Origin of the sequence: Leucobacter sp. CX87, assembly GCF_018682295.1 — a bacterium.
GTDB lineage: Bacteria > Actinomycetota > Actinomycetes > Actinomycetales > Microbacteriaceae > Cx-87.
The window spans coordinates 233912-257640 of record NZ_JAFIRI010000008.1; the positions used below are offsets into that span (position 1 = coordinate 233912).

23 protein-coding genes are annotated in these 23729 nt (G+C 65.5%); 5 read left to right on the top strand and 18 right to left on the bottom strand.

Annotated elements, in window-relative coordinates; translation table 11 throughout:
* Positions 1–34: 34 nt before the first annotated feature.
* Together KOE53_RS12830 and KOE53_RS12835 are read left to right on the top strand one after the other, a co-directional pair.
* The gene (locus KOE53_RS12830) at positions 35–1021 is read left to right on the top strand and encodes an LLM class flavin-dependent oxidoreductase (protein WP_188058745.1); all 987 of its coding nucleotides are present in this window, start codon (positions 35–37) and stop codon (positions 1019–1021) included.
* Entirely contained in the window at positions 1018–1545 is a 528-nt protein-coding gene (locus tag KOE53_RS12835; RefSeq protein WP_188058746.1) for a hypothetical protein, read from the top strand. Before KOE53_RS12830 ends, KOE53_RS12835 begins: the two co-directional genes overlap by 4 nt.
* A 16-nt stretch (positions 1546–1561) precedes the next feature.
* Here the strand turns inward: KOE53_RS12835 and KOE53_RS12840 are convergent, their stop codons facing one another.
* The 3 genes from KOE53_RS12840 to KOE53_RS12850 are packed head-to-tail and all read right to left on the bottom strand — an operon-like array spanning position 1562 to position 4200.
* Positions 1562–1945: a cupredoxin domain-containing protein gene (locus KOE53_RS12840; protein ID WP_188058747.1), complete on the bottom strand. Its 384-nt coding sequence runs from the start codon at positions 1943–1945 to the stop codon at positions 1562–1564.
* Positions 1942–3381: an NAD(P)H-quinone dehydrogenase gene (locus KOE53_RS12845; protein WP_188058748.1), complete on the bottom strand. Its 1440-nt coding sequence runs from the start codon at positions 3379–3381 to the stop codon at positions 1942–1944. The genes KOE53_RS12840 and KOE53_RS12845 overlap by 4 nt, the downstream gene beginning before the upstream one ends.
* 51 nt (positions 3382–3432) lie before the next feature.
* Entirely contained in the window at positions 3433–4200 is a 768-nt protein-coding gene (locus KOE53_RS12850; RefSeq protein WP_370566979.1) for a FadR/GntR family transcriptional regulator, read from the bottom strand.
* Between the two features lie 90 nt (positions 4201–4290).
* Here KOE53_RS12850 and KOE53_RS12855 point away from each other — a divergent pair, with 90 nt between their 5' ends.
* The gene (locus KOE53_RS12855; protein WP_188058749.1) at positions 4291–6075 is read left to right on the top strand and encodes a 2-isopropylmalate synthase; all 1785 of its coding nucleotides are present in this window, start codon (positions 4291–4293) and stop codon (positions 6073–6075) included.
* Positions 6076–6138: 63 nt separating this feature from the next.
* On the opposite strand, the gene KOE53_RS12860 is transcribed toward KOE53_RS12855, so the two are convergent.
* The 14 genes from KOE53_RS12860 to KOE53_RS12925 all read right to left on the bottom strand — a co-directional run bounded on the left by KOE53_RS12860 (position 6139) and on the right by KOE53_RS12925 (position 21282).
* Positions 6139–7758, bottom strand: coding sequence for an amidohydrolase (locus KOE53_RS12860; protein WP_188058750.1), 1620 nt, complete (start codon positions 7756–7758; stop codon positions 6139–6141).
* 12 nt (positions 7759–7770) lie between these two features.
* Positions 7771–8124 (bottom strand): cupin domain-containing protein, encoded by a 354-nt coding sequence (locus KOE53_RS12865; RefSeq protein WP_188045990.1) that lies wholly within the window; start codon positions 8122–8124, stop codon positions 7771–7773.
* A 44-nt stretch (positions 8125–8168) separates the two neighbouring features.
* Complete coding sequence (locus tag KOE53_RS12870) at positions 8169–9539, bottom strand: NAD(P)/FAD-dependent oxidoreductase (RefSeq protein ID WP_188045991.1); 1371 nt, start codon at positions 9537–9539, stop codon at positions 8169–8171.
* A 47-nt stretch (positions 9540–9586) separates the two neighbouring features.
* The gene (locus KOE53_RS12875; RefSeq protein ID WP_188058751.1) at positions 9587–10603 is read right to left on the bottom strand and encodes an ABC transporter ATP-binding protein; all 1017 of its coding nucleotides are present in this window, start codon (positions 10601–10603) and stop codon (positions 9587–9589) included.
* Positions 10584–11393, bottom strand: coding sequence for an ABC transporter permease (locus tag KOE53_RS12880; RefSeq protein ID WP_188045993.1), 810 nt, complete (start codon positions 11391–11393; stop codon positions 10584–10586). Before KOE53_RS12880 ends, KOE53_RS12875 begins: the two co-directional genes overlap by 20 nt.
* Positions 11393–12271, bottom strand: a complete 879-nt coding sequence (locus tag KOE53_RS12885) for an ABC transporter permease (RefSeq protein ID WP_188045994.1) — start codon at positions 12269–12271, stop codon at positions 11393–11395. The genes KOE53_RS12880 and KOE53_RS12885 overlap by 1 nt, the downstream gene beginning before the upstream one ends.
* A gap of 3 nt (positions 12272–12274) precedes the next feature.
* Positions 12275–13390: an ABC transporter substrate-binding protein gene (locus tag KOE53_RS12890; RefSeq protein ID WP_188045995.1), complete on the bottom strand. Its 1116-nt coding sequence runs from the start codon at positions 13388–13390 to the stop codon at positions 12275–12277.
* A 46-nt stretch (positions 13391–13436) separates the two neighbouring features.
* Entirely contained in the window at positions 13437–14015 is a 579-nt protein-coding gene (locus KOE53_RS12895) for a helix-turn-helix domain-containing protein (RefSeq protein ID WP_188045996.1), read from the bottom strand.
* Between the two features lie 232 nt (positions 14016–14247).
* The gene (locus KOE53_RS12900; RefSeq protein WP_188058752.1) at positions 14248–15816 is read right to left on the bottom strand and encodes an amidohydrolase; all 1569 of its coding nucleotides are present in this window, start codon (positions 15814–15816) and stop codon (positions 14248–14250) included.
* On the bottom strand, positions 15768–16868 hold the full coding sequence (locus KOE53_RS12905; protein WP_188058753.1) for an ABC transporter ATP-binding protein: 1101 nt from the start codon (positions 16866–16868) through the stop codon (positions 15768–15770). The genes KOE53_RS12900 and KOE53_RS12905 overlap by 49 nt, the downstream gene beginning before the upstream one ends.
* Before the next feature lie 8 nt (positions 16869–16876).
* Entirely contained in the window at positions 16877–17665 is a 789-nt protein-coding gene (locus KOE53_RS12910) for an ABC transporter permease (protein ID WP_188058754.1), read from the bottom strand.
* A complete protein-coding gene (locus KOE53_RS12915; protein ID WP_188058755.1) occupies positions 17662–18561 on the bottom strand; it encodes an ABC transporter permease in 900 nt (299 codons plus the stop codon). Before KOE53_RS12915 ends, KOE53_RS12910 begins: the two co-directional genes overlap by 4 nt.
* Positions 18543–20138 carry an amidohydrolase gene (locus KOE53_RS12920; protein WP_188058756.1) on the bottom strand — a complete coding sequence of 532 codons (1596 nt, stop codon included), beginning with the start codon at positions 20136–20138 and terminating at the stop codon, positions 18543–18545. Before KOE53_RS12920 ends, KOE53_RS12915 begins: the two co-directional genes overlap by 19 nt.
* A gap of 4 nt (positions 20139–20142) precedes the next feature.
* Entirely contained in the window at positions 20143–21282 is a 1140-nt protein-coding gene (locus KOE53_RS12925; protein ID WP_188058757.1) for an ABC transporter substrate-binding protein, read from the bottom strand.
* A 71-nt stretch (positions 21283–21353) separates the two neighbouring features.
* On the opposite strand from KOE53_RS12925, the gene KOE53_RS12930 reads away from it, so the two are divergent.
* Positions 21354–21929: a TetR/AcrR family transcriptional regulator gene (locus KOE53_RS12930; RefSeq protein ID WP_188058758.1), complete on the top strand. Its 576-nt coding sequence runs from the start codon at positions 21354–21356 to the stop codon at positions 21927–21929.
* A gap of 47 nt (positions 21930–21976) precedes the next feature.
* Positions 21977–22789, top strand: coding sequence for a purine-nucleoside phosphorylase (locus KOE53_RS12935; protein ID WP_188058759.1), 813 nt, complete (start codon positions 21977–21979; stop codon positions 22787–22789).
* Here KOE53_RS12935 and KOE53_RS12940 read toward each other — a convergent pair.
* On the bottom strand, positions 22776–23714 hold the full coding sequence (locus KOE53_RS12940) for an Lrp/AsnC family transcriptional regulator (protein ID WP_188058760.1): 939 nt from the start codon (positions 23712–23714) through the stop codon (positions 22776–22778). The genes KOE53_RS12935 and KOE53_RS12940 overlap by 14 nt on opposite strands.
* Positions 23715–23729: the final 15 nt, after the last annotated feature.

Genomic DNA, 23729 nt, shown 5'->3' on the forward strand with positions numbered 1-23729 from the left:
AATACCGCCGAACCCACGGACGTTGCGAGCTCATATGACCATCCCTCCCCTCTCTCTGCTCGATCTTGCGTCCGTCGGCGATGACGGGGTGGGCCCGGCGCTTGCCGCGTGCGTCGACGCCGCACAGGTCGCCGAGGCCGCGGGCTATCGCCGCGTTTGGTACGCCGAGCACCACAACATGCCGTCGATCGCATCGAGCGCGACCGCGGTGCTCATCGCCCACGTCGCCGCGCACACGAGCACGATTCGGGTCGGCTCCGGCGGGATCATGCTGCCGAATCACTCCCCACTCGTCATCGCCGAACAGTTCGGCACGCTCGCCGAGCTCCACCCGAACCGGATCGACCTCGGGCTCGGCCGCGCCCCCGGTGGCGACGGCGCGACGTTCCGCGCGCTACGCCGCAGTCCGCAGGCCTCCGACAGTTTTCCGCAAGACGTGATCGAGCTGCAGCGCCTCCTCGGGGACGACCTCCCCCGCGACGCCGTGAACGCCTACCCCGGCCGCGGCACCAACGTGCCCCTCACGATCCTGGGCTCGAGCATGTTTGGGGCCAGCCTCGCAGCCCAACTCGGCCTGCCCTACGCCTTCGCCTCGCACTTTGCCCCGCAGGCGCTGCGTGCGGCTGGGGCGCACTATCGCGAGAACTACCAGCCCAGCGAGGCCCACCCCGAACCGTACTTGTACGCAGCGATCAACGTCGTCGCCGCCGAGACAGACGAGGCGGCTGACGCCCTCTACGAGTTCGTGAAACTCGACCGGATCCGGCGCTTCCTCTCGCGCGGCCGCGAGCGCGACCTCACGGTGGACGAGGCCGAGTCGCTGCGCGATACCCCTGCGGGGCAGGAGATCCTCGGCATGCTCACCCACCGAGCCGTCGGCGGCCCCGAGCGCGTGCGCGAGCAGTTCGCCGGCTTCGCCGCTTACTCCGGCGCCGACGAACTCATCACGGTGCACGCGTCGGCGACGCTCAAGGAACGTCTCACGTCGATCAGACTCACCGGAGCCGGGTCAGCTTCGTGACCGAGACGCGTCCTCTGGCCGGGGCCCGCGCGCGCGGATTGCGCCGCGACCTCGTCTCAGAGTCCGCGATCTATGGCCTCATCCTGGTGTCGGCGCTGCTCATCGTGGTCAGCCGCGGCGAGCAGAGCTCCTGGGACACGTTCCTCAAGGTCTCGGGGACCGTCGTCGTGTTCTGGGTCGCGCACGTGTTCGCGCACATCGTCGCCCGGCTGAGCTCGGTCGGTTCAGGATCCGGCGAGGCCGGAGAGTTTCGCAGCGCCCTCCGCCACGCGCTCGCGCACTCGACCGGACTGCTGCTCGCCGCGATCGTGCCCCTCGCCATCATCTTCGCCGGCGTGCTCAAGCTCATCAACGGCGACACCGCTACCTGGGCGGCACTCTGGGTCGACGTCGCGCTGCTCGGCCTGCTCGGCTATTTCGGCTCGGCAGGCTGGACGAAGCGCCGGTCGCTGCGCATCGTCGCGAGCGCCGTGACCGCCCTGCTCGGGGTAAGCATCATGCTGCTCAAGGCGCTCATCCACTAGCGTGCTGGGCTCGAGGTTAAAGGCTTTCGACCGTGACGACGCCGCGCATCTCCGAGTGAATCGAGCACAGGTACGGGAATTTGCCAGCGTCATCGAAGACGTGGGTGTAGCTGCCCTCCCGCATGAGCTCACTCACGAAGGTTCGATCATCGGAGACCACGTCATGCTTGGCCGTGCCGAGGAACTCCCAGCGAACCGCCTGGCCCGGCTTGATCGTCACCTCGGCCGGCTCGAAGCGGTTGTCCGACACCTGCACGGTGACCGCGACGTCCGTCGCGTCCTCGTCGGACGGCACGGGTACGAGCTCGGTCGGCGCGCAGCCCACGAGCAGCGCCGCAGCTCCCAGGCCCGCAGCTCCCACCGAGGCGAGAAACGCGCGGCGGCCGATGAGTTCGGTCATCGAACGTGCAGTGCCCGGGCGGCGTCACCCATCGATCCGGTGAGTGACGGGTAGACCGTAAAGGCCGACGCGACCTGATCGACGGTGAGACGGTGCTCGACCGCGAGCGCGAGCGCAAAAATCAGCTCACTCGCCTTTGGGGCGACGACCACGCCGCCGACGACCACGCCCGAGCCTTGCGAGGCGTAGATCTTGACGAAGCCGTCGGTGATGCCGAGCATCTTGGCGCGCGGGTTGATCGCGAGCGGGAGCTTCTGCATGACAGTGCGCGAGATGTCCTGCGCCTCGGCGACATCCTGCTCGCTCCAGCCGACCGTGGCGATCTCGGGCTGAGTGAACACGTTCGAGGCGACGTTGTTCAGGTCGATCGGGCGCACGAAGTCGCCGAGCGCGTGCATGATCGCGGTGCGCCCCTGCATCGCGGCGACCGAGGCCAGCGGGAAGAAGTTCGTGCAGTCGCCTGCCGCGTAAATCGACGGCACCGAGGTGCGCGCGACCTTGTTCACTTGGATGTGGCCGCTCTCAGTGAGCTGCACGCCCGCGGCACGCAGTCCGATACCTGTGGTGTTCGGGATGGAGCCGACCGCCATGAGGCAGTGCGAGCCCTCGACGACGCGGCCGTCGGCGAGCTCGACACGCACACCGGTCTCGGTGCGCGTGACCGACTCGGCCCGCGACTTGTTCAGCACGTGCATGCCGCTGCGCTTGAAGACCTTCTCGATCACCGCGGCGGCGTCGGAGTCCTCACCAGGCAACACCTGGTCGCGGCTCGACACGAGGGTGACCTCGGCGCCGAGCGCGCGGTAGGCACTGGCGAACTCGGCTCCGGTGACGCCCGATCCGACCACGATGAGGTGATCCGGGATCGCTTTGAGATTGTAGAGCTGGGTCCAGGTCAGAATGCGTTCGCCATCAGGCTTCGCCGAGTCGAGCTCGCGCGGGCTCGCGCCGACCGAGACAACGATCGTGTCGGCCTCGATGCGCTCGAAATCGGTGCCTTCGGCTCCGAGCGCCGTCGATACGATGACCGCGTCGGGCCCGTCGAGGCGCCCCTCACCCTGCACGATCCGGACGCCCGCCTGCGTGAGGGTCTCAAGCATGTCGGTCGACTGCGCACCGGCCATCGCGATGAGGCGCTGGTTCACGGCCGCGAGGTTGACCGCGATCTCGGGGCGGATGGGGTGGCCACCCTGTCCGGGCAGGAAAGCCTGCACGCCGAGGGTGCCCGCACCCTGCACCGCGCTCACGGCCTCGGCCGTCGCGATCAGGCTCTTCGAGGGGACGACGTCGGTCAGCACGGCAGAGCCGCCGACGCCCGCCCGCTCGACCAGAGTGACCTCTGCGCCGAGCTGCGCGCCCGCGAGGGCCGCCTCGTACCCTCCGGGGCCGCCGCCGAGGATTACAATTCTGTGCTTGCGTTCAAACGCGTTCGCCATGGTGCAAGTCTACTGTCGCGCGGGCGCAAGCCCCGCCGCAACCAGGCCCGGTCAACGAAGTTGGGCCTTGAGCTCGCGCAGGTGTTCACGGGTGAGTGTCGAGGCGGCTCGCGCATCCCGGTCCAGGATCGCCTCGACGATTCGCAGATGGCCCTGCTGATCGGCATCGCTGCCGTACTCCCCGCGTATACGAAGCATCTCGATCATTGCGCGCCTGCTGCGCGGCGTGAATCCGTCGAATAGTTCGGTAAGGATTGTGTTGTGCGCTGCGGCGACGATGCTTCTGTGCAGCGCGGTGTCGGCGTCGACGTGTTCCTCGATGGTGCCGGGTTGCTCGCCGCGCACCTGCGCCGCCCGTGTTATCGCGCGCACATCTGCGGGAGTTCGTCGTTCGGCGGCGAGCGCCGACGCCTCGACCTCAATCGCCATGCGAGCTTCAAGGACAGACGTGATATCCGCTCGGTCCAGCCGTGATTCCAGGCCCTCGGGGCGGTCCAACGCCAGGACGAACACTCCCGCACCCTGTCTGCTCGCCAGCACCCCGCACCCGGCCAGTTCGCGAATCGCCTCACGGATTGTAGATCGTCCCACCCCGAGCTGCGGGGCGAGCGTCGTCTCGCCCGGCAGCTTCTGGCCGAGCGCCCACTCGCCGGCGCGGATGCGCTCGAGCAACGCCTCTGCCGCCCGCTCGGCAAGCGGTTCACGCCGCAGTTGTGTCATGTGGCCATCATCTCGCATTCTGCATGACACCTCTACTTGTCTGAGGAGTTGTGCTACCGTCAACACGTGCACAGCATCCTCCTTCTTCTTCGCCGCCACGGCGGGGCCTAGCCAGACCGGCTCCCCGACGTGGAGCCGAAGTGTGCGCCGGTCGTCTTTTCAGTACGACACCCGAAGGACCTCCCCACCATGAACGTCACGACCTCTTCTCGCGTTCCCACCCCCACCGGCCCCATCCACGCCGAAGCTCCGGCGTGGAACCGCCAGCGCCACTCGCAGATGCCCTCGCACCGCTACCGCGACGCCTACTCCCGAGTCGATGTGCCGCTGACCGAGCGCCACTGGCCGACTCGCCGACTCGCCGCAGCACCGCTGTGGGTGCCCGTCGACCTGCGCGACGGCAACCAGGCGCTCGCCGAGCCGATGGACCCTGAGCGCAAGCGCCGTTTCTTCGAGCTCATGGTTGAGATGGGGTACAAGGAGATCGAGGTCGGCTACCCCTCAGCGTCGCAGACCGACTACGACTTCGTGCGGTTGATCGCCGAATCTGAGATCGCACCCGAGGATGTGACGATCGTCGTCTTCACTCCGGCCCGACGCGACCTCATCGAGCGGACATTCGAGTCGATTCGTGGCATCCGAAATCCCGTCGTCATTCATCTCTACACCGCGACGGCACCCACGTGGCGGTCGCTCGTGCTGGGCAAGGACCGCGCTGAACTTCGGGAGCTCATTCTCGCGGGTGGCCGCGATGTCCTGGAACTCGCGGACGAACTGCCGAACGTTCGATTCCAGTTCTCGCCAGAGGTCTTCAACCTCACCGAGCCGGACTACGTCATCGAGATCTGCGATGCGATGACAGAACTCTGGCAAGCCACCCCCGAACGGCCGGTCATCCTCAACCTGCCGGCCACCGTCGAGATCGCGACCCCCAACGTCTACGCCGATCAAATCGAGTACATGCACACACATCTGGCCCGGCGGGACAGCGTGATCTTGTCCGTGCACCCGCACAACGATCGCGGAACCGGCATCGCGTGCGCCGAGCTCGCCGTGCTCGCCGGCGCCCAGCGGGTCGAGGGGTGTATCTTCGGCAACGGCGAGCGCACCGGCAACGTCGACATCGCCACGCTGGCACTCAACCTCCACGCGCAGGGTGTCGACCCAATGATCGACTTCTCGCACATCGACGAGATCCGGCGGATCGTTGAGTACTGCAACCGCATCGAGGTGCACCCCCGCCACCCCTATGTCGGCGACCTGGTGCACACCGCGTTCAGCGGGACGCATCAAGACGCCATCAAGAAGGGCTTCGCCGAGCACCGGGCCCGCGCGATCGCCGAGGGTCGCCCCGAGCGGGAGATCGATTGGAACGTCCCCTACCTGCCGATCGATCCCGCGGACATCGGCCGCAGCTACGACGCCGTGATTCGCGTCAACTCCCAGTCGGGCAAGGGAGGAATCGCGCACCTGCTCGAAACGGATTTCGGCATCGAGCTGCCGAGGCGGCTGCAGATTGGCTTCGCCCGACGCGTCCAGGATCACGCCGACGCCACGGGAAACGAGGTCGACTCTGCGCAGCTACTCGCGTTGTTCACCGAGAGCTATCTGCGTCCCGGACCCTCCGACTTCACGCTGCACCACCTCGACACGGCGACCCACGACGGTGCCGCGCACACGAACCTCACGATTTCCGCGCACGGGGTGGAGCGGGCCGGGAGCTTCGAGGCCATCGGCCCGATCGAGGCCGTGGGCCGGCTGCTCGCCGAGCTCGAGGTTCCGCTCGAGATTGTCTCGCTGCATCAGACGTCACTCGCCACAGGAAGCGATAGCGATGCACTCACCCTGATCGAGTATCGAGACGGCACCTCTACCCACTGGGCTGCCGGCCGCGACCGGTCGGTCCTGACAGCGAGCGTGCTCGCCGCGCTGTGCGCCGCGAGTCGGATCACGGCCGAGCAGGCGTTGGCCTAGACGCAGACGTGCCGCCGACCGCGAGAGCGGTCGGCGGCACGGATCCTGCCAGAGCGAACGAACCTAGCCGAAGACGACCTTTCCGTCGACGATCGTCGCCACGATCGCGAGATCGGGCAGCGCGTCGGCGTCGGTCAGGACCGGATCCTGCGCCCACACCGTGAAGTCCGCGACCATTCCGGGCGCGAGCGCGCCGCGGTCCAAGTGACCCCGGGCCTCTGCCGGCCAGAGCGTGTACGCCAACAGCGCTTCCTCGCCGCTCAGGCGCTCGCCTGGCTCGAACACGCGGGCGTTCGGGTCGCCGGGGGTGTGGCGCCCGCGCGCCCACGCCATGCCGAGGCGCGGGTCGTACTGGGCGACCGGCCAGTCCGAGCCAAGCACCAGGGTGGCGCCGACATCGAGCACGCTGCGCGCGCGGTAGCCCGTCGCGTCGCGGCCCTCGCCGAGGCGCACCGTCCAGTTGTCGCTGCCGTCAGCCGCGCGCCACTGCATGTGCAGCGGCTGCATCGATGCGGTGACGCCCGAGCCCTTCAGCTGCTCGAGGTCGCTGTCCGCGAGCACCTCGAGGTGCTCGATCGAGTGGAACGGCAGCCCGTCCCGCTGGGGCAACGCCGCGTACACGTCGAGCACCTGGCTGACGGCGTAGTCACCGACCGCGTGGGTCGCGATGAGCATTCCCGCGTCGTGATAGTCCTGAACCACCTCGACGTACCGGTTCCAGTCGGGCCAGAACCCGGCACGGCCATCGCCACACGCGTCGACCGTGTGCAGCCAGGCGGTGCCAGTATCGACCACGCCGTCGCTGAACAGCTTGATCGCACCGGCCTGCCACAGGCGGCCTCGGCGATCCTTCCCCGCGATGATGCGCGCGACCTCGGCGTCGTCGGTATCGACGGTGTGCCAGTGGTGCACGGTGAAGCGCTGGATGAGCTGTCCGCGTGCCTCGAGCTCCGCGAGCACCTCGATGGTGCCCGCGTTGCCGTCCATGATTGCGCCGCCCGTGAGCCCGACCGCTGCAAGGCGCTCGAGCATTTCGCGGTTCGCTTCGAGGGTCTCTTCCGCGCTGAGCACCGGCGCCGCGGCGAGTACGAACTGATAGGCGCTCGGCTCGCGCAGCTCGCCCGTGGGCACGCCATCCGCGTCGACGACGATCTCGCTCGCGTCCTCGAAGTGCTGCGCGCCAGTGACGCCGGCGGCCTCGAGGGCCGCGCGAGTCACGAGCGCCGTGTGCATGTCGTAACACATGAGCGCCGTGGGGCGGCCGCCCACGGCCTCCTCGATGAGCGAGGCGAGCATGCCGGTCTCCTCGAACGGCTCGTACTCGAGGTTCCAGCCGCGCACCCAGCGGTCCGCGGGCACGCGCTCCGCCTCAGCAGCAAGTGCTGCGCAGATCTCGGCAACGGTCTCGAGCCCGCCCAGGTTCACTCCGGCCGTAACCTCGGCGGCCCACACCGGGTGGGTGTGGCCGTCGAAGAGTCCGGGAGTGACGGTCGCGCCAGCGAGATCGCGCACCTCGATGCCGGCGGTCTCAGCCGCCTCGCGCACCTCGGCGTCGCTGCCGACGAGTCGGATCCTGCCGTCAACCGCGAGGATCGCGGTCGCGTCGCCGTGATCGGCCGTGTTGGTGCGCAGCCGCGCGCCGACGATCGCGAGGTCTCCCCCGCGCGGCTCCTGCGTCGTCATCGTCGGCCCTCGCTAATCGTTAATCGTCGTGTAGTGCTTACGCACGGCGACGGGAACGTCCCAGACGCCGACCCACCCGGACGGCATCGCGACCATGTCGCCCGCGCGGTAGGTGATCGGTTCCTCACCCGCACCGGTGATCGTTGCCTCACCCGAGATAATGGTGCAGATCTCCGAGTAGCCCTCGCGCGTTGCCGTGAAGCTGCCCGCGTTGGACTCCCACAGTCCGGTCTCAACACGGCCGTTGGTCCAGAGAACCAGGGTCGCCTCGGTCATGCCGGGGGTGGTCGCGGTCGGCTTCGGGGCGTGCGCCCCCAGGTCGGCCGCGGCCGGGTTGAGCAGTGCGTGCGTGCTGGTATCAGTCATAAAAATCGATCTTCTCTACTCGTGTGGCGGCTCGGCTCCCTCGCCTAGCCGCGCCCCGTAACAACGTCTGCAATGTGCGCGATCGGCGAGGTCGTCTCTCGCCCGTTCAGCTCCGCCCGATCCGCCATTCCATAGGCAGCATACAGACCCTTGGTAGCGAGCCAGCGCAGCGGCTCCGGCTCCCACTTGCGCACCTTGTGGTTGACCCACGGCAGCGTCGTCAGTTCGGTCTTGTTCCCCAGGATCAGGTCGGTGATCGTGCGGCCCGAGAGGTTCGTCGTAGTGACGCCAGTGCCGACGTACCCGCCGCCCCAGGCAATTCCCGTCTCGCGGTCGAGTCCGACGGTCGCGGCCCAGTCTCGCGGCACACCCAGCACGCCAGACCACACGTGGTCGATGGCCGCTCCCTGCGTAGCGGGGAAGAAGCGGTGCAGGATCTCGCTGAGGGTCTTGGCCGTTTCCTCAGGCGTATTGCCGTCGAGGTCGGTCTTCGAGCCGAACTTGTAGGGCACCCCACGGCCGCCGATCGCGATGCGGTCGTCAGCGGTGCGCTGCGCATACATGTACACGTGAGCGAAGTCGCCGAGCACCTCGCCCTGGCTCCAGTTCAGCTCGTCCCACACGCTCTGCGCGAGCGGCTCGGTCGCGATCAGCGACGAGTTCATCGGCAGCCAGAGGCGCTTGAGGCCCTTGAGGCCGGCGGTGAAGCCCTCGGTCGCGCGCACAATGTAGTCGGCCGAAACCGTGCCGTGCGTGGTACGCACGCGGTGTGGCGTGATCTCTTCGGCGCGCGTGTTCTCGTAGATCTCGACGCCCATGCGCTCGACCGTGTCGGCCAGGCCCTTGGCGAGCTTTGCGGGCTGGATCCGCGCACTGTGCGGGTGCCAGACGGCGGCACGCGTGTTCGCGACGTTGATCTTGGCCTTCGCCTCGCTCGCCTCGAGCAGTTGCAGATCGGTGGACTTCCACGCCTGCTCGGCTGCCGCGAACCCGCGAATGCGCGCCTCCTGGGCCGGGGTGTAAGCGACGTTGAACTCGCCACCCTTCTTGATGTCGGCATCGATGCCCTCGGCCGCGGCGACCCGGATGACCTCGTCGACCGTGTCGTTCATCGCCCGCTGGAACCGCTCGGCGGCGTCCCGTCCGTGCGACTTGACGTACTGCTCACGGCCACCGGTGATCGCGTTCGTCAACCAGCCGCCGTTGCGACCCGAGGCGCCATAGCCCACGTGGCGCTGCTCAATAATGACGACGCGAAGCTCAGGCTTTGCCTGCTTCAGGTAGTAGGCCGTCCACAGGCCCGTGTAGCCGGCGCCGACGATAGCGACGTCCGCGGTCAGGTCCCCGGGCAGCGCAGGCCGCGACTGGGGTGCCCCGATGTCCTGCCACCAGTGGGACACGTTGCCGTTAATCATGGTGCTTCTTTCTCTTGTGTGCGTCGTTGCGTGAAATCTGGGTAGAACTATGCGGGGAGCACCGTGGCGCGCTCCGGGCGCCACGCGAGCTGGGCCGGGGTGTTCGCTTCGCCGAGCCAGTCGAGCTGCAGGACACCGCGAATCACGCCGGCGTTCTCGTCGGCAAGCACGATCTCGTGCTTCCACCCCGAACCGAGGTACACCGACTGGCGAACCGTGACGGAAATGCTGTCGTACCCTGCGGGAATCTCTGCGCCCGCGGGGAACAGCTCGCCGTTCTCAGGCCGCACGACGGTGACCGTCTTGCCGTTCGGGTCGCCGATGATGGTCGACTCCCCAATGAACTCGGCGACGAAGCGTGTCGCGGGAGTCTCGTAGAGCTCCTTCGCTGTGCCGACCTGTTCGATGCGGCCCTCGTTGAACACCGCGATCCGGTCGGAGAGCGTGAGCGCCTCCTCCTGATCGTGTGTAACAAACACGAAGGTGCGCCCGACCTCGCGGTGGATGCGGCGCAGCTCGAGTTGCAGGCGTTCGCGGAGATTCTTGTCGAGCGCGCCGAGCGGCTCGTCAAGCAACAGCACTTTGGGCTCGAAGACGAGGGCCCGAGCGAGCGCCACGCGCTGCTGCTGGCCGCCCGAGAGCTCCGCCGGGAAGCGATCCTCAAAGCCCGCAAGGCCCGCGGTCTCGAGTGCCTTGCGCACCATGGTTGCCGCGGTGGCCTTCTGCACCTTGCGACGCGCGAGTGGGAACGCGACGTTGTCGAAGACGCTCATGTGCGGGAACAGGGCGTAGTGCTGGAACACGATGCCGAGGTCTCGTTTGTGCACGGGCACGTCGTCCATGCGCTCGCCGTCGATCCGAACGTTTCCGGTCGTCAGGTCGGTGAAGCCCGCGATCAAGTTCAGCGTCGTGGTCTTGCCCGAGCCCGAAGGGCCGAGGAAGGTCAGGAACTCGCCGGCTTTGACGGTCAAATTGATGTTGTCGAGGGCGATCGACTTGGGGTAGTGCTTGGAGACGCCGTCGAGACGAATCTCGGCTCCGCGGCTAGCTTGCTCGTGGACCACGCTTTTTCCTTCCGGAGAGGCTCAGACCCAGGATGACCAGGGCCGTGGTGATGAGGAGAATGACTGTGGCGGCTGCCGCCAGCGTCGGGTCAGTGTCGCGCGTCACGCTCGAGTACATGAGCACCGGGAGGGTGTTCAAGTACGGGCTCTTGATAAAGAGCGAGAGCATAACCTCGTCAAACGAAGTCACGAAGGCGAAGAGCGCCCCCGAGACCATGCCGGGGACGATGTTCGGCAGGGTGACTTTGAAGAAGGTGGTCACCCGGCTCGCCCCGAGGCTCATGGCCGCGAGTTCCAGCCGGGAATCGAAGCCCGCGAAGCCCGCGGTGATCGCGACCACCGTGAACGGCAGCGCCAGCACGGTGTGCGCGAGGACGAAACCAATCAGGGTACCCACGAGTCCGGCCTTCAGGAACACCGCGTAGAGGCCGATTGCGACGACAATGCCGGGGACGACCATCGGGGCGAGCATGCCGGCGGTCAGTCCGGCGGCGAGCTTCTTGTTCGTCATCCGGCGCAGGCCGAGGGAGGCGAGCAGGCCAAGCACGGTGGCCACGACAGCGACCAGCACGCCGATGAGCAGCGAGTTGCCGAGTGCCATCGTCCAGGCCGGGTCAGTAAAGAACGATTCGTACCACCGGAGTGACCAGCCTGAGGGCGGGAAGACGAGCGAGACCTTGTCGGTGAAGCTCAGGGGAATCACGATCAGGCTCGGGGCGACCAGCCAGATCGAGACCAGGCCGGCCAGAATCCAGAGGATGGTCTTGGTGAGGGGATGTGCTTTCAACATTAGAAGACCTTCACCGCAATTCCGCGCTTGCTTCCGAGCTTGGAGACGAGACCGATGATCCCGAGCAACAGCAGGGTGATCACCAGCAGGATCACGCCGAGCGCGCCGCCTCGACCCCACTGCAGCAGGCCGCTGACCTGCGCGTAGATGGACTGAGCGAGCATGCTGTCAGACGGGGATCCGAGGAGCGCCGGAGTCACGTAGAAGCCGAGCGCCTGGATAAACACGAGCAGCGATCCCGCCGCGATCCCGGGGATCGAGAGCGGCACGAAGACCCGCATGAAGGCGCTGAACGGGCTTGCCCCGAGGGAACGCGCCGCGGTGACGAGGCGCAGATCGATGCCGCTCATGACGGCGTACAGCGGCAGGACCATGAAGGGCATGAGCACCTGGCTCAGGCCGATGATCACGCCAGTGTTCGTGCGCAACAGTTCGAGCGGGCCGATGCCGATGAGGCCGAGCAGCGAGTTTACGACGCCACCGTCCTGCAGCAGGACGATCCAGGCGAACGTGCGGATCATGAGCGACGTCCAGAAGGGGATGAGCGCGATCACGATCAGGACGGCGCGAGCCCGCTTCCCGACGATGGTCATGAGGTAGGCGTACGGGTACGCGAGCACGAGGCAGACCACGGTCGCAATGAGGCCGTTCCCGAAGGTACGGCCGATCACGGCCAGGTTGTTCTTGTTTGAGAGCGCCCACACATAGTTGTCCATGCCGGGCACTGGCTCGGTGAAGCTGCGGACCATGCTTTCCAGCACGGGGTACGCAAAGACACCAATCAAGAGGGCGTACGCGGGCAGCAGCAGGAGCAGCGCCCGCCCCGAGGAGCGGAGCTTTGGTCGCTCGCGCCCCCCGAGGAGTGCGGTCTCAGTCATGAGTTAGCCCTGCATCCATTCGAGCCAGCGCTCGAGCTCAGCATCGTAGTTCTTCGCCCACCAGCTCGCGTCGGTCGGAACGAGCTGCTCGGCGATCTCGGGGTTGGTGATGAGGTACTCGTTGCCGAGCTCGCTGAGCTCCGGCTTCGCGTCCATGTGCACCGGCGAATACGAGGTGATCTCGGTGAGGCGTGCCTGCGGGTCGGCGCCGAGGTAGAAGTTGATGTACGCGAAGGCCGCCTCGGGGTTCTTGGCGTTCTTCGGGACAGCGAGTGCGTCAGCAATGACGAGTGCCTGGTTCCAGACGGGCTTGTAGTTCGCGCCGTTCTCGGCAGCGCCGAAGGCGCGGCCCGACCAGACGATCGCCATGTCCGCTTCGCCTGTTTCGAGCATCTGCTGCGACTCGGCGCCGGTCTTCCAGTAGATCAGCGAGTCCTTGATGGTGTCGAGCTTCTGGTAGGCACGATCCATATCGAGGGGGTAGAGCTCGTCTGCGGGAACGCCATCGGCGAGCAGCGCGGCCTCGTAGACGCCGGGGCCGATGTCCTCGAAGCCAGCGATCGCGCGCTTGCCCGGGAACTTCTCGGTGTCGAAGAAGTCAGCCCAGCTCGTGGGGGTGTCCGAGAACTTGTCGTCGTTGTACATGAAGACGTTGGCGTACTGCATTGCGGGGACGTAGCAGTCGCCGACGAGGCCCTCGGGGATGTTCGAGGTGTCGACGATGGTGGTGTCGAGGTCCATCAGGAGGCCCTCTTCGCCGCAGTTCTTGTCAGCCCAGATGATGTCGGTGTCGACGATGTCCCAGGTGACTGCGTTGTTGTCGACCTGAGCTTTGATCTTCGCGTACTCGGTCGGTCCGTCGTCAAGCATGGTGGCGCCCGACGCCTTCGCGAAGGGCACCGAAGCCGCCTCGACCTGGCCCTCCTGGTAGAGGCCGCCCCAGGAGGCGAGGGTCAGGGTGAGGCCCTTCAGAGCTCCCTCCTTGACGGTGCCGGCGACTGCCGGTCCGCTGCCGAGGTCAACCTCGACGGCCTGCTGGGCGCCGGAGCAGCCCGCCAGGAGTCCTGCAACCGCGAGGCCGGAAACGGCCAGCGCGATCTTGCGGTGCTTCGTGGACATGGTGATCTCCTTCGATCGGGGTGGAGTGGGTGGGGAGAGAAAGTAGTTAGGGCTCGGCCCGGTGGATCGCTTCAGCCTCGGTGGGAGGGCTGTTGATCCAGAGCACTTCGGCGATGCCGTCCGATTCGTTGACCATCCGGTGCGGCATCGAGCTAAGGAACTCGATCGAGTCGTCCTTGTGCATGACGTAACGCTCGTCGCCCAGCTCGAGGGTGATCGTGCCCGCTACGACGACGAAGAACTCCTGCGCGTTCCCGTGGGTGTACGCGTCGGGGCCGGTGCTGCCGCCGGGTGCAAAGCTCCCGGCGTAGACCTCGAGGTTTCGCAGCGGAGCCAGCGATACGACGAACTTCTCGGCGCCCTCGAGTGGCAGCGTCGGCCGGTCGGCCGCGCGCAGCACCCCGCGGGTGTGGCCCGTCGATGCGTCGAGCAGGGTCGCCGGGGTGACCCCCAACGCGCCGGCGATCTTGCGCAGTGAGGCCACGCTCGCGTTCGTCCGGCCATTCTCGAGCTGGCTCAAAAAGCTCGGGCTGACTCCGGCCGCTGCGGCGAGCGCGCGCATGCTGAGGCCGCGGAGCTCGCGGAACTGCGCGACCCGCTCACCAAGATCTCGTTCGACACTCATTACTCAGAAACCCTCGTTGCTTTCCGTGTGTTCTGTTCAGTGGCGGCTTTGCCCATACTGAACAGTCAATCCCGATGACTGAACACTGTGTTCAGTCGATCTGTCACCAACGTACAGTGAAAGTCGGGATTGGCACAACTTGTGGTCTCGTCATACCCGGCAAAAGCCGCGAGCCGATCCCCGCGCCCCGACGCAGGCCCCTCACATCTCTCTGAATTCTCCCCAGATACCCCTACATGCGCATGCCCCCAACCACGGACCCCAAGACGTCAATTCCGCCAATCCGGCCCGGTTCCACCCGCAGCGGGTTGTCAGCAAGAATCGCGAAGTCAGCAAACGCCCCCGGCCGCAGCACTCCCTTTACCCCTCCTTCTCCCTGACCCTGGGCGGACCAATCGGTGAACACTCGCAACGCTTCATCTGCAGACAATCGCTGCGAAGAAGGTTCACCGTTCGCGTCGACCCGATTCACCATTGAGGCGATATTGAATAGCGGCGACGCCCCCTCCGGCACCGTGCCAGTGGTGTCAGTGGCTCCGATCACCCGGACCCCTGCATCCACCAGTCTCCGCAGCGGTTGAAAGTTCTCCTCGACGAGGTCCGAGCTCACAAAATGCGGCGTCGCGACTACGCCAATTCCGCTCGCGGCCAAGTCATGCACCAACCCAGGCGGCACATAGTCGCCCGAGTGCTCGATCCGGTGCGGTGCAGGAAGCTCTGCCAGCAGTTGCGAGGACTGTGCCCCGACAGCGCGCATCGCGGACCGGATTCCGGTTTCGGTAACAGCGTGCATGAACAGCTGCACTCCGGCCTCGGTAGCTCGAGCGACGACCTCGTCCAGCTCGGGCTGAGACCATTTCAGATCGTCGAAGACCGCGCCAAGCCCATCTCCTCCCTCGCCATCGACAAAGATCTTCACCCCGCCAAAGCGCAAGTGATCATCGCCGAAGCCTGAGGTTATTCCGAGGCGCAACAGGTCGTCGAGGCTCCCCACGCGCGGCACGTGCGGGTAGAACCGCACCCGGAACGGAAGCTCGTGTTCGCGGTTCAGGGCCTGCAGGGCTCGAACATCCTCGGCCGAGGTCGAGATCGTGCTCATACTGGTGATGCCGTGCGCACCGAAGAGCGTGCGCGCGTGGCTGGCGATCGCCTCCCGCGACTGGGCGACCGTCGCCACTGGCAGGCGATCCCAGACCTCAGTGAACACGCCACTCAGGCTGCCATCCGACCTGCGATGGACGGTCATTCCAGACGCATGTCGCTTGATCTCACCCAGACCCAATGCCTCCACCCCGACGGAGTTAAGCGAGGCAACATGCAGGCCGGCAAGCACAACGACTGGGGCAGTCGGGCTGACCCGGTCAAGCTCTGCCCGATCAAGCAGGCGTCCCTCTGCGACACGACGGTCCAAGGCGAACGAGCTCCGCACGACTATCCAGCCCGAAGGCTGCAGGATCCGCCTTTCCGCAATCACCGCGAGGATCTGGGCGAGCGACGTCACCTCCGGTGCGTGCAGTTGAATGTGGTGGTCTTGTGTGAAACAGCTCAGCTCAAGGTGCGCATGCCCGTCAACAAATCCGGGCAGGAGAACGGCACCGTCGAGATCAATCTCGTCGATTTCCCGCTCCGATCCGCGCCCAAGCAACGCCTCGCGAGCCCCGATCGCGCGAATACGGCCGTCTTCCACGAGCACGGAATCACCCGTCGAATCGCTGAGCGTGATCACCTCGGCGTGAGAGAAAAGTTGCAGCGTCATCCGAGCCCGCCGCCCACCAGCACTCCGTGTTCGGCGCGCCAGCACACAGAAACCTCATCGCCGATGTTCACTCCGACGGTTGCTTCGTCGCGTGCCTCAAGCGCTACCCGGGTGCCGTCTGCCAGACGGACTCCGACCCTGCGGTGCGACCCTAAATATGCAAGGTCGGCGACCCAGCCGGTCACCTTGTTCTCGTCGGCACGAGCGAGATCGCCGGCTAAAGCGACGCGCAGGTGCTCGGGCCGTACGACCAGAGTCGCGTCCGCACCGACAGCGAGTCCAGTCCGGTTTGCCCCGCGTAACACGCCGCCCGCCCAGGCAAGGGTATCGGTGGTCGCGAGCGTTCCAGCGAAGCTCGTCGACTCACCGAGAAACTCCGCCGCGAATCTGGAGTTGGGGCGGGTGTACAGCTCCTCAGGGGTGCCCACTTGCACCACATGCCCCTGGCGAAACAGCACGATTCGATCTGAAAGTGCTAGCGCCTCCTCCTGGTCATGCGTCACAAACAGGAAGGTCGTCCCAAGATCGCGGTGCAGCCTGGCAATCTCCACCTGCATTTGGTCGCGCAGCTGCTTATCGAGCGCACCGAGCGGCTCATCCATCAACAGGATCGGCGGCTGGTAGACGAGTGCTCGCGCGAGCGCGACGCGCTGCTGCTGTCCACCCGAGAGCTCCTTTGGTCGGCGATCACCCAACCCGCCGAGGCGCACCATTTCCAGGGCTTCCGAAACCTTTGTCGCTACCTCAGTTTTTTCGAAGCCACGCTTGTACATGCCAAACGCCACGTTCTGCGCGACCGTCATGTGCGGAAATAGCGCGTAGTTTTGGAACACCATGCCGAGGTTTCGCTTATTCGGGGCAAGCCCCGTCACGTCGCGCCCGTCGATGACGACCGCGCCCGAAGTGGGGTTCACAAAGCCGGCGATCGCGTTGAGGGTTGTCGTCTTACCGGATCCTGATGGACCCAGAAACGTGACGAACTCGCCAGGTTGGACCGTGAGTGAGACATCGTCAATGCCGACTGCCCCCGAGGGGAAGACTTTCGTGAGACGGGCCAGTTCAATTCCGCCGGCGCCTGCGTGTTTCGTGTCATTCATGGGGATTGTTACCTCCGTTGTGAACGGGTCAAGGCCGGAACCAGCACAACGGCGCTGGTCACAGCAAGGATGAGCGTGGAGACCACCGCAATGGTCGGATCGACCTCGTTCGTGACGCTCACGAACATTTCGACGGGGAGGGTGCGAATCTTTGGCGATTGCAGGAACATCGCAGCGACGACTTCGTCGAACGAGGTGATGAACGCGAAGAGTGCACCCGCGCCCACTCCCGGCGCAATCAGCGGGAGCGTGACCCTCGCAAACGTGCGCAGACGACCAGCCCCCAGGCTTGCGGCGGCACGGTCCAACGCTTGGTCATAGCTCGACAGACTCGCACTGACCGTCACCACGACGAATGGGATCGCGAGGACGGCATGCGCGAGAACGAACCCCAGCGGGTTCCCGCTGAGCTTCCACTTCAGGAACACTGAGTAGATGGCCACCGCCGAAACAATGCCTGGGATAATCAGTGGGGCAAGCAGTAGCCCCTGAACGATGCCGCCAATTTTTCCTGGGAGCCGTTGAATTCCGAGCGCAGCAAGGGTCCCCAGCACGGTGCACAGTAGCGCTACCACGAGACCGATCCAGAGTGAGTTCCCGAGCGCCCGCAACCAGGCATCGTCGGTGAAGAAGTTCCGGTACCACTCGAGCGAGAGGCCGTCCGGCGGAAACTTGAAACTTCTCTTCGCAGTAAACGACAGCGGCACCACAATAGCCAACGGCGCGAACAGGATAGTCCCCACGAGCACTGCCCAGAGTCGCAGGCCGAGACCAACCTTGGGTTCTATAGCGCTCATTTCGGTCCCCCAGTCAGTCCGCCAGAGGCCCGTTTGACCGCACCGGCAGACACCAACAGCAAGAGCAAAGTCATGACCAGCAGCACCGTTGAGATCGCGCCAGCCCCTGCAAAGTCGAGCAGCTTGCCCACCTTCATCTCAATCAGCTGGCCGATCAGCGATTCCTGCGGCGAGCCAATCAGGCGAGGGGTGACCCAGAACCCGAGGCTCATGATGAAGAGCAATACGGAGCCCGCGACAATGCCGGGAAGCGAAAGCGGAAGGTAGACCTTCACGAACGCTCGCAGTTTCGATGCCCCCAGTGAACGTGCCGCATCAAGCAGACGTCGGTCGATTCCGCTCATCGTGCTGTACAACGGCAGCACCATGAATGGAAGCAGCACTTGCACCATCGCGATTGTGACCCCCAGTTGCGAGCCGAGCAGTTTCACATCCCCCAACCCGACGGCGCGCAGTGCAGCGACGAGCACTCCTTCCGGGTGGAAGAGCGCAATCCATGCGAACGTGCGAGCCATCAGGCTCGACCAGAACGGCAATAGCACAAGGAACATGAGGAACGTTCGCGTGCGAGGGCGCACGAGCGTCATCAAATAGGCGTACGGGTAGCCCAGCAGCAGTGTCACCGCAGTAACCTGTGCGGCAACCAGGAAGGTCCGGCCAAGAATCTTCATACTCGTCGCGTCAGTCAGCACGGCGGCGTATTGGCCCAGGCCGGGAGCCGGCTCTAGGAAACTCCGCCCGATCAACGACACGAGCGGATACCCGAAGAACACCACCACCAGGATCACGGCCGGGGCAATGAGCAGCCACGCGCCGATCTGCTGCTGACGAGCCGGGGCATTCAGCAGCGCCACAATTCCAGTAGTGGTTCCTGAATCTACGCGTTTGCCTGCCATGTCTTCCTCCCCCCTACAAAGGTCATGTCCGCACTCACTTTCTGCATTTCCTCGGGATCTCTCGCCCGCGGATCGTCCGTGTACACCGCGAAGTCCGCGGCCAGACCGGGTGCGAGAGATCCAATAACCCCCTCAAGCCCGCCGGCGAGCGCCGCATATTGGGTGTACCCACGGACTCCCTCGCTGACGGAGACGCTCTCTTCTGGAGCAACCGGCACCCCCTGGCGGTTGCTTCGCCTCATCATGTGCGCGATTCCAAACCACGGATTCGGCGCTTCGGCGATCGCGCCGCCCGTATCGGAGTTCCCGGGTGGCCGCAGTCCGCCCTCGGCGAGTGTCCGATACGCGTACAGGCCCGTGCCATCATCGGTCGACATAAAGTTCGCCGTCGGTACAGGGATCACATCGAGCGACTGAATGCGGGCGAGTAACTCTGCAGTGAGCTTGAGGTTTCCTGCGTGCTCGAGCCGTGTGGGCAGGGCGGGTGGGCCGACGCGTTCCCGCGCCTGCGCCACAGCCTCCAACATGTACTCCTGCGCCAGGTCGCCGATCGCGTGCACCCAGACTTGGACGCGATGCTCAGTCGCCCAGATCAGTTCTTCGCGCAGCTGGCCCAGGGTTCGGGTGACGGCGCCCCAATTGCGCGGCTGCACGTTGAACGTCTCCGTATCGAAAGATTGTTGGTTATCGCCATCGATGAAGATCTTTATCCCGCCAGCGTCAAGCAGGTCAGATTTGCTCGCGCCACCGAATTGTTCGTGGCGCCATTGCCCGATCTGCTCAATGAGTGGGCTCAGGCCCGGCGCGACGACCGGCGTGAGGGTGATGCGAGTGGGGAGCGCACCTCGCTCAGCGAGCGAGGTGTAGGCAGCTACCCCACCGTGGGTGGCTGGAATTTCAAACACCGTCGTGACGCCGTGACTCGCAAAGGAGTCACGCAGCTCGCGTTGGATGAGCGCCTCGAGGCGGTCTTGTTCGAGCGCAGGAATCGGGAAGAGATGAAACCCCTCCTCGATGTGTCCCGTCGGGCGCCGCTGGTCATCAACATGCACGACCACTCCGGGCGGGGTCGACGGCGCCTGATCGAGAAATCCGGCCCGACGCAGTGCTTCGGTGTTCGCCTGCAGGCGATGCATGCTTTCCCGCACGATCACCGGCACGCCCGGCGAGACCGCGTCGAGCGCTGCGCGATCGGGCAACGGCTGCAGGAACGTACCCTGCGCGATTACCCAGTGGTCCGGGTCCGTGGTTGCAGCGACTTCCGCGGCAACCACCGCGCACACTCGCTCAGGGCTGAGCCCGCGAACGTCTACCCATTCGTTACGACCCATGGTTGAGAACTCCACATGGGTGTGCGCATCGATCAGCCCGGGCAACACCACCCGGCCGTGGAGATCAAGCTCCACGACCGAGGGCGCCGCGAGGGCGCGGAGGCGTTCGGACGAGCCGAGCGCCTCCACTTTGCCATTCACTACCAACATTGCTTCAACGGAGGTCTCTGCATCACCCTCGGCGAAGACTGAGCCACCGGTGAGGAGCAAGTCGCCTCCCGAAAGCGAGGAACTGCGAATCGTCATGAAGTTATCCCGCAGTCCACGCGGTCCAGCGGCTAAGCACGTCTTCCGCGTTCTTGCCCCACCAGGTCGGATCAATTGACCAGGACTGACTGCGGTGATCCGCGGCCCCCGAATCCCACTCAGCAGACTCAGGATTCAGCTTTGGCGTGGCAGTGAGGTTTGCCGCACCGTACGCGATACTTTCGGCAAACAGCGCCTGCGGTTCAGGCGAGACGGCGTAGTCGATGAATTGCTGCGAGATCTTGACATTCTTGCTGCCCTTGACGATCGCAAGCGAGGCCCAGTGATAGGCATTCTGATCCCACATCGGAGCATACGTGGCGCCATTCGCGACGGCTTCGAACGCACGACCAGACCAAGCAAGCACCATGTCTGCGCGCTTCGACTCCATCATCTCGACTTGTTCGGCTCCTGAGCTCCAAAAGATTGTCTCGTCCTTGATCCCATCGAGCTTCCCGAACGCGCGGTCGTAATCGAGCGGGTATAGATCCGACCGCTCAACGCCGTCCGCAAGGAGTGCGAGTTCGAGGTTCCCCTCGGCCGGATCGCCCGACATTGCACGGGTGCCCGGGAATTTCTCAAGGTCGAAGAAGTCCTCGATACTTGTCGGCGGATTGTCTCCGTATGCCTCGGTGTTGTAGGCCACGAGGTAGGAGTAGGTATCCACGGGAACGCCGCAATCGCTGACGGTCCCTTCGGCAAAGTCTGCCTTGTCGATGTTCGTGAAGTCGATCTTCTCGAACAGCGTTCCGCAATAGGCAAACGACTCGGCTGAACCGGCAAGATAGACATCCCAGTCAGGGTCTCCCGTCTCTGCCATGACCTTGAGTTTCGAGAGATCAGTCGGCGAATCGACCGTGACGGTCGCGCCAGTCTCGGCGGTGAACGGGTCAACGAATGCCTGCTCTTGGGCCTCCTGAAATGCACTTCCGAAGGTCACGAAGGTCAGTTCGTTTGTGGCCGCGGCGCCATCCGTAGGGTCAGCGCCGCCCCCACCCGAACCACAGGCAGTCAAGAGCAGGGTTGCCCCCGCAAGCAGGGCGCCCACCTGCACCAAACGTGATGATTTCGACTTCATTGTCTGCACCTTTTCTCGTGTTTTTACCATAAACAACATTGTCTTAAAACAGCGTTTTCTAACCATAGCTTGTCTATGGTGGAAGGAGTCAATGCCGCAGCTCGCCATTGGGCTACATTTTGATAACGAGAGATGAGGTGACGATGCCGCACGCAGTCGATGAGGAGCAGCGCCGTCAGGAAATCGCAGATGCGACGCTGAAAATTGCAGAGATGCGAGGCGCCAACGCAGTGACAATCCGCGAGGTCGCCAATGAATTGGGTCGATCAACTGCATTCGTCACCAACTACGTACCGAGCCGCGCACAGCTCATGTTCAATGCGTTGAACAACGCGAGGGACCGCTGGACCGCTGGGCGCTACGAGGCGACCGAGGGGCGTACCGGCATCGCCCGCCTCGTCGAGCTCTCCCGGTGGATGTGCACTACGAGCGAGCACGATACCGCGCTTCGAAACCTCTGGATCGAGGTCCTCGCGAGCACTGGTCCGGCCACCAAGGTCGTCACCGATCTCACCGACCGAACCTTTGACGAGTTCCGGCGGGGCGCCGACGAGGCTCAGCTCGAGCACGCAGCAGAAGTCGCCGACATTCTCTACCTGTACGCCCGCGGATTTCACGTCAAGAATGTCGAGGATCCCATCAACTGGAGCGACGCTCGCGTTGATCGCGCACTCACCGTGCTGTTGACAAGCCTGCTCGGCGTGAGCGAGTAGACGCGCGCCACCTCGACCGGGCCCGCCAGGCTGCATACACTTTCCCTATGACCGACGCACCCGCAACCGACCCCACCGCCCTCGCAACCGAAGCCGCCCGCGTGCTCGCGGAACTCAGCGGCGTCCCGCGCCACGATCTCGCGCTCGTGCTCGGCAGCGGCTGGGGCAAGGCCGCAGGCCTCCTCGGCGAGGTCGTCTCCGAGATTCCGGCCGAGCAGGTCCCGGGCTTCCACGCTTCCGCAGTCGCGGGTCACGGCGGGAAGCTCACTTCGATCAGGCTGCCCGACGGGCGCCACGCCCTCGTCATTGGCGCGCGCACCCACTTCTACGAGGGCCACGGCGTGCGTGCGGTCGTGCACGGCGTGCGCACCGCCGCCGCCGCTGGCGCGAAGATCCTTATCCTGACCAACGGCGCCGGGGGCCTCGACCCCAAGTTCGCCGCGGGCGAGGCGGTCCTCATTAGCGACCACCTCAACCTCACCGCCACCTCGCCCATCGAGGGCGCAAACTTCGTCGACCTGACCGATCTGTACTCGCAGCGCCTCCGCGACCTCGCGCGCACTGCCGTCCCCGAACTGCAGGAGGGCGTCTACGTCCAGCTGCCCGGACCGCACTACGAGACCCCTGCCGAGGTGCGCTACCTCCAGATCATCGGCGGCCAGACCGTCGGCATGTCCACCGCGCTCGAGGCGATCGCGGCGCGTCAGGCTGGCATGGAGATTCTCGGTTTCTCGTTCGTCACGAACCTGGCCGCGGGCATCCAGGAAACCCCGCTCAGCCACGAGGAGGTCCTCGAGGCGGGCCGTGCGGCAGAGGGACGACTCGGCGAGTTGCTCGCGGGAGTGATTAGCCGCCTGTAGCGGGCGCGCGCTCCCCCGCGCCGCGCTGGGAGACGCTGTAGTCCTCTTTCAGAATCTCGAGGTGCAGCCAGGTGCTGAGCCCGGCGACCCACGCCTGATGCCGCACCTCGGCGATGAAGCGCTGGGCCGCAGCAAGCGTCGGGAACTGCGTCGTGCCCAAAACACCCCAGTCGCCAACCGCCGTCGCCACGAAGTCCGCGCCGAGCAGAATGAGCTCGGCCGCGGCCTGATCGGCAGATCCGATGTGCTGCACGCCGAAGCCGAGTGTCACTGCCCGGCCGGTGTCGCGGGTCGGCACCGCGACCACGCGCACAATATCTGCGTCGAAGAGGCGGCCGAGCCGGTGCCGCACCGACCCCTCGGGCAGCCCGAGCTCGGTCGCGAGCGCTCGCACGGACGCCCGCCCATCCCGCTCGAGCGCGGACGCGAGCCGGATGTCGGTGGCGTCGAGCCGGTCGGGCTCGTCGCTGGCGCGGACGGGCGCGTAGACGTTGCGGTGCACCCGGTCGTAGAGGTGCACTCCGCTGTTCAGCACGGCAGGGTGCGAGCGCACTCGGTCAAGCAGCTCGGCGAGCTCGGTCCGGTCCCGGCAGCGCAGTTGCGCGCAGATGGCGGTTTCCCCGGTCGTGAGCGATACGAACGTGGTGAGCGGCGAGGCGACCAGCTCTGCGGCGAGCGCCTCCGCGCCACCGCGCACCGCCAGCACGAGATGCCCTTCCACCGCAAAGCCGAACTGCAGCGGCGAGACACTCGTGGTGAAGCGCAACTGCTCATCGGCAATCAACCCACGCGCGATCTCCGACACCTGCGCCCGCCCGAGCCCGGTGCGAGCGGCGAGCGCGGAGAACGAGATTCTGCCGTCTCGTCGCAAAGCCGTGATGACGCGCTCTTCGGGCGAGTCGTGCGGGGCGGCGGGAGGCGTCACGCTGACAGTATTGCA

Excerpts from the sequence above, each read along its gene's own strand:
- KOE53_RS12915 (WP_188058755.1), bottom strand. The coding sequence starts at position 18,561 with ATGGCAGGCAAACGCGTAGATTCAGGAACCACTACTGGAATTGTGGCG.
- KOE53_RS12840 (WP_188058747.1), bottom strand. The coding sequence starts at position 1,945 with ATGACCGAACTCATCGGCCGCCGCGCGTTTCTCGCCTCGGTGGGAGCT.
- KOE53_RS12895 (WP_188045996.1), bottom strand. The coding sequence starts at position 14,015 with ATGAGTGTCGAACGAGATCTTGGTGAGCGGGTCGCGCAGTTCCGCGAG.
- KOE53_RS12910 (WP_188058754.1), bottom strand. The coding sequence starts at position 17,665 with ATGAGCGCTATAGAACCCAAGGTTGGTCTCGGCCTGCGACTCTGGGCA.
- KOE53_RS12935 (WP_188058759.1), top strand. The coding sequence starts at position 21,977 with ATGACCGACGCACCCGCAACCGACCCCACCGCCCTCGCAACCGAAGCC.
- KOE53_RS12885 (WP_188045994.1), bottom strand. The coding sequence starts at position 12,271 with ATGACTGAGACCGCACTCCTCGGGGGGCGCGAGCGACCAAAGCTCCGC.
- KOE53_RS12880 (WP_188045993.1), bottom strand. The coding sequence starts at position 11,393 with ATGTTGAAAGCACATCCCCTCACCAAGACCATCCTCTGGATTCTGGCC.
- KOE53_RS12865 (WP_188045990.1), bottom strand. The coding sequence starts at position 8,124 with ATGACTGATACCAGCACGCACGCACTGCTCAACCCGGCCGCGGCCGAC.
- KOE53_RS12890 (WP_188045995.1), bottom strand. The coding sequence starts at position 13,390 with ATGTCCACGAAGCACCGCAAGATCGCGCTGGCCGTTTCCGGCCTCGCG.
- KOE53_RS12905 (WP_188058753.1), bottom strand. The coding sequence starts at position 16,868 with ATGAATGACACGAAACACGCAGGCGCCGGCGGAATTGAACTGGCCCGT.
- KOE53_RS12860 (WP_188058750.1), bottom strand. The coding sequence starts at position 7,758 with ATGACGACGCAGGAGCCGCGCGGGGGAGACCTCGCGATCGTCGGCGCG.
- KOE53_RS12920 (WP_188058756.1), bottom strand. The coding sequence starts at position 20,138 with ATGACGATTCGCAGTTCCTCGCTTTCGGGAGGCGACTTGCTCCTCACC.
- KOE53_RS12845 (WP_188058748.1), bottom strand. The coding sequence starts at position 3,381 with ATGGCGAACGCGTTTGAACGCAAGCACAGAATTGTAATCCTCGGCGGC.
- KOE53_RS12925 (WP_188058757.1), bottom strand. The coding sequence starts at position 21,282 with ATGGTTAGAAAACGCTGTTTTAAGACAATGTTGTTTATGGTAAAAACA.
- KOE53_RS12830 (WP_188058745.1), top strand. The coding sequence starts at position 35 with ATGACCATCCCTCCCCTCTCTCTGCTCGATCTTGCGTCCGTCGGCGAT.
- KOE53_RS12855 (WP_188058749.1), top strand. The coding sequence starts at position 4,291 with ATGAACGTCACGACCTCTTCTCGCGTTCCCACCCCCACCGGCCCCATC.
- KOE53_RS12870 (WP_188045991.1), bottom strand. The coding sequence starts at position 9,539 with ATGATTAACGGCAACGTGTCCCACTGGTGGCAGGACATCGGGGCACCC.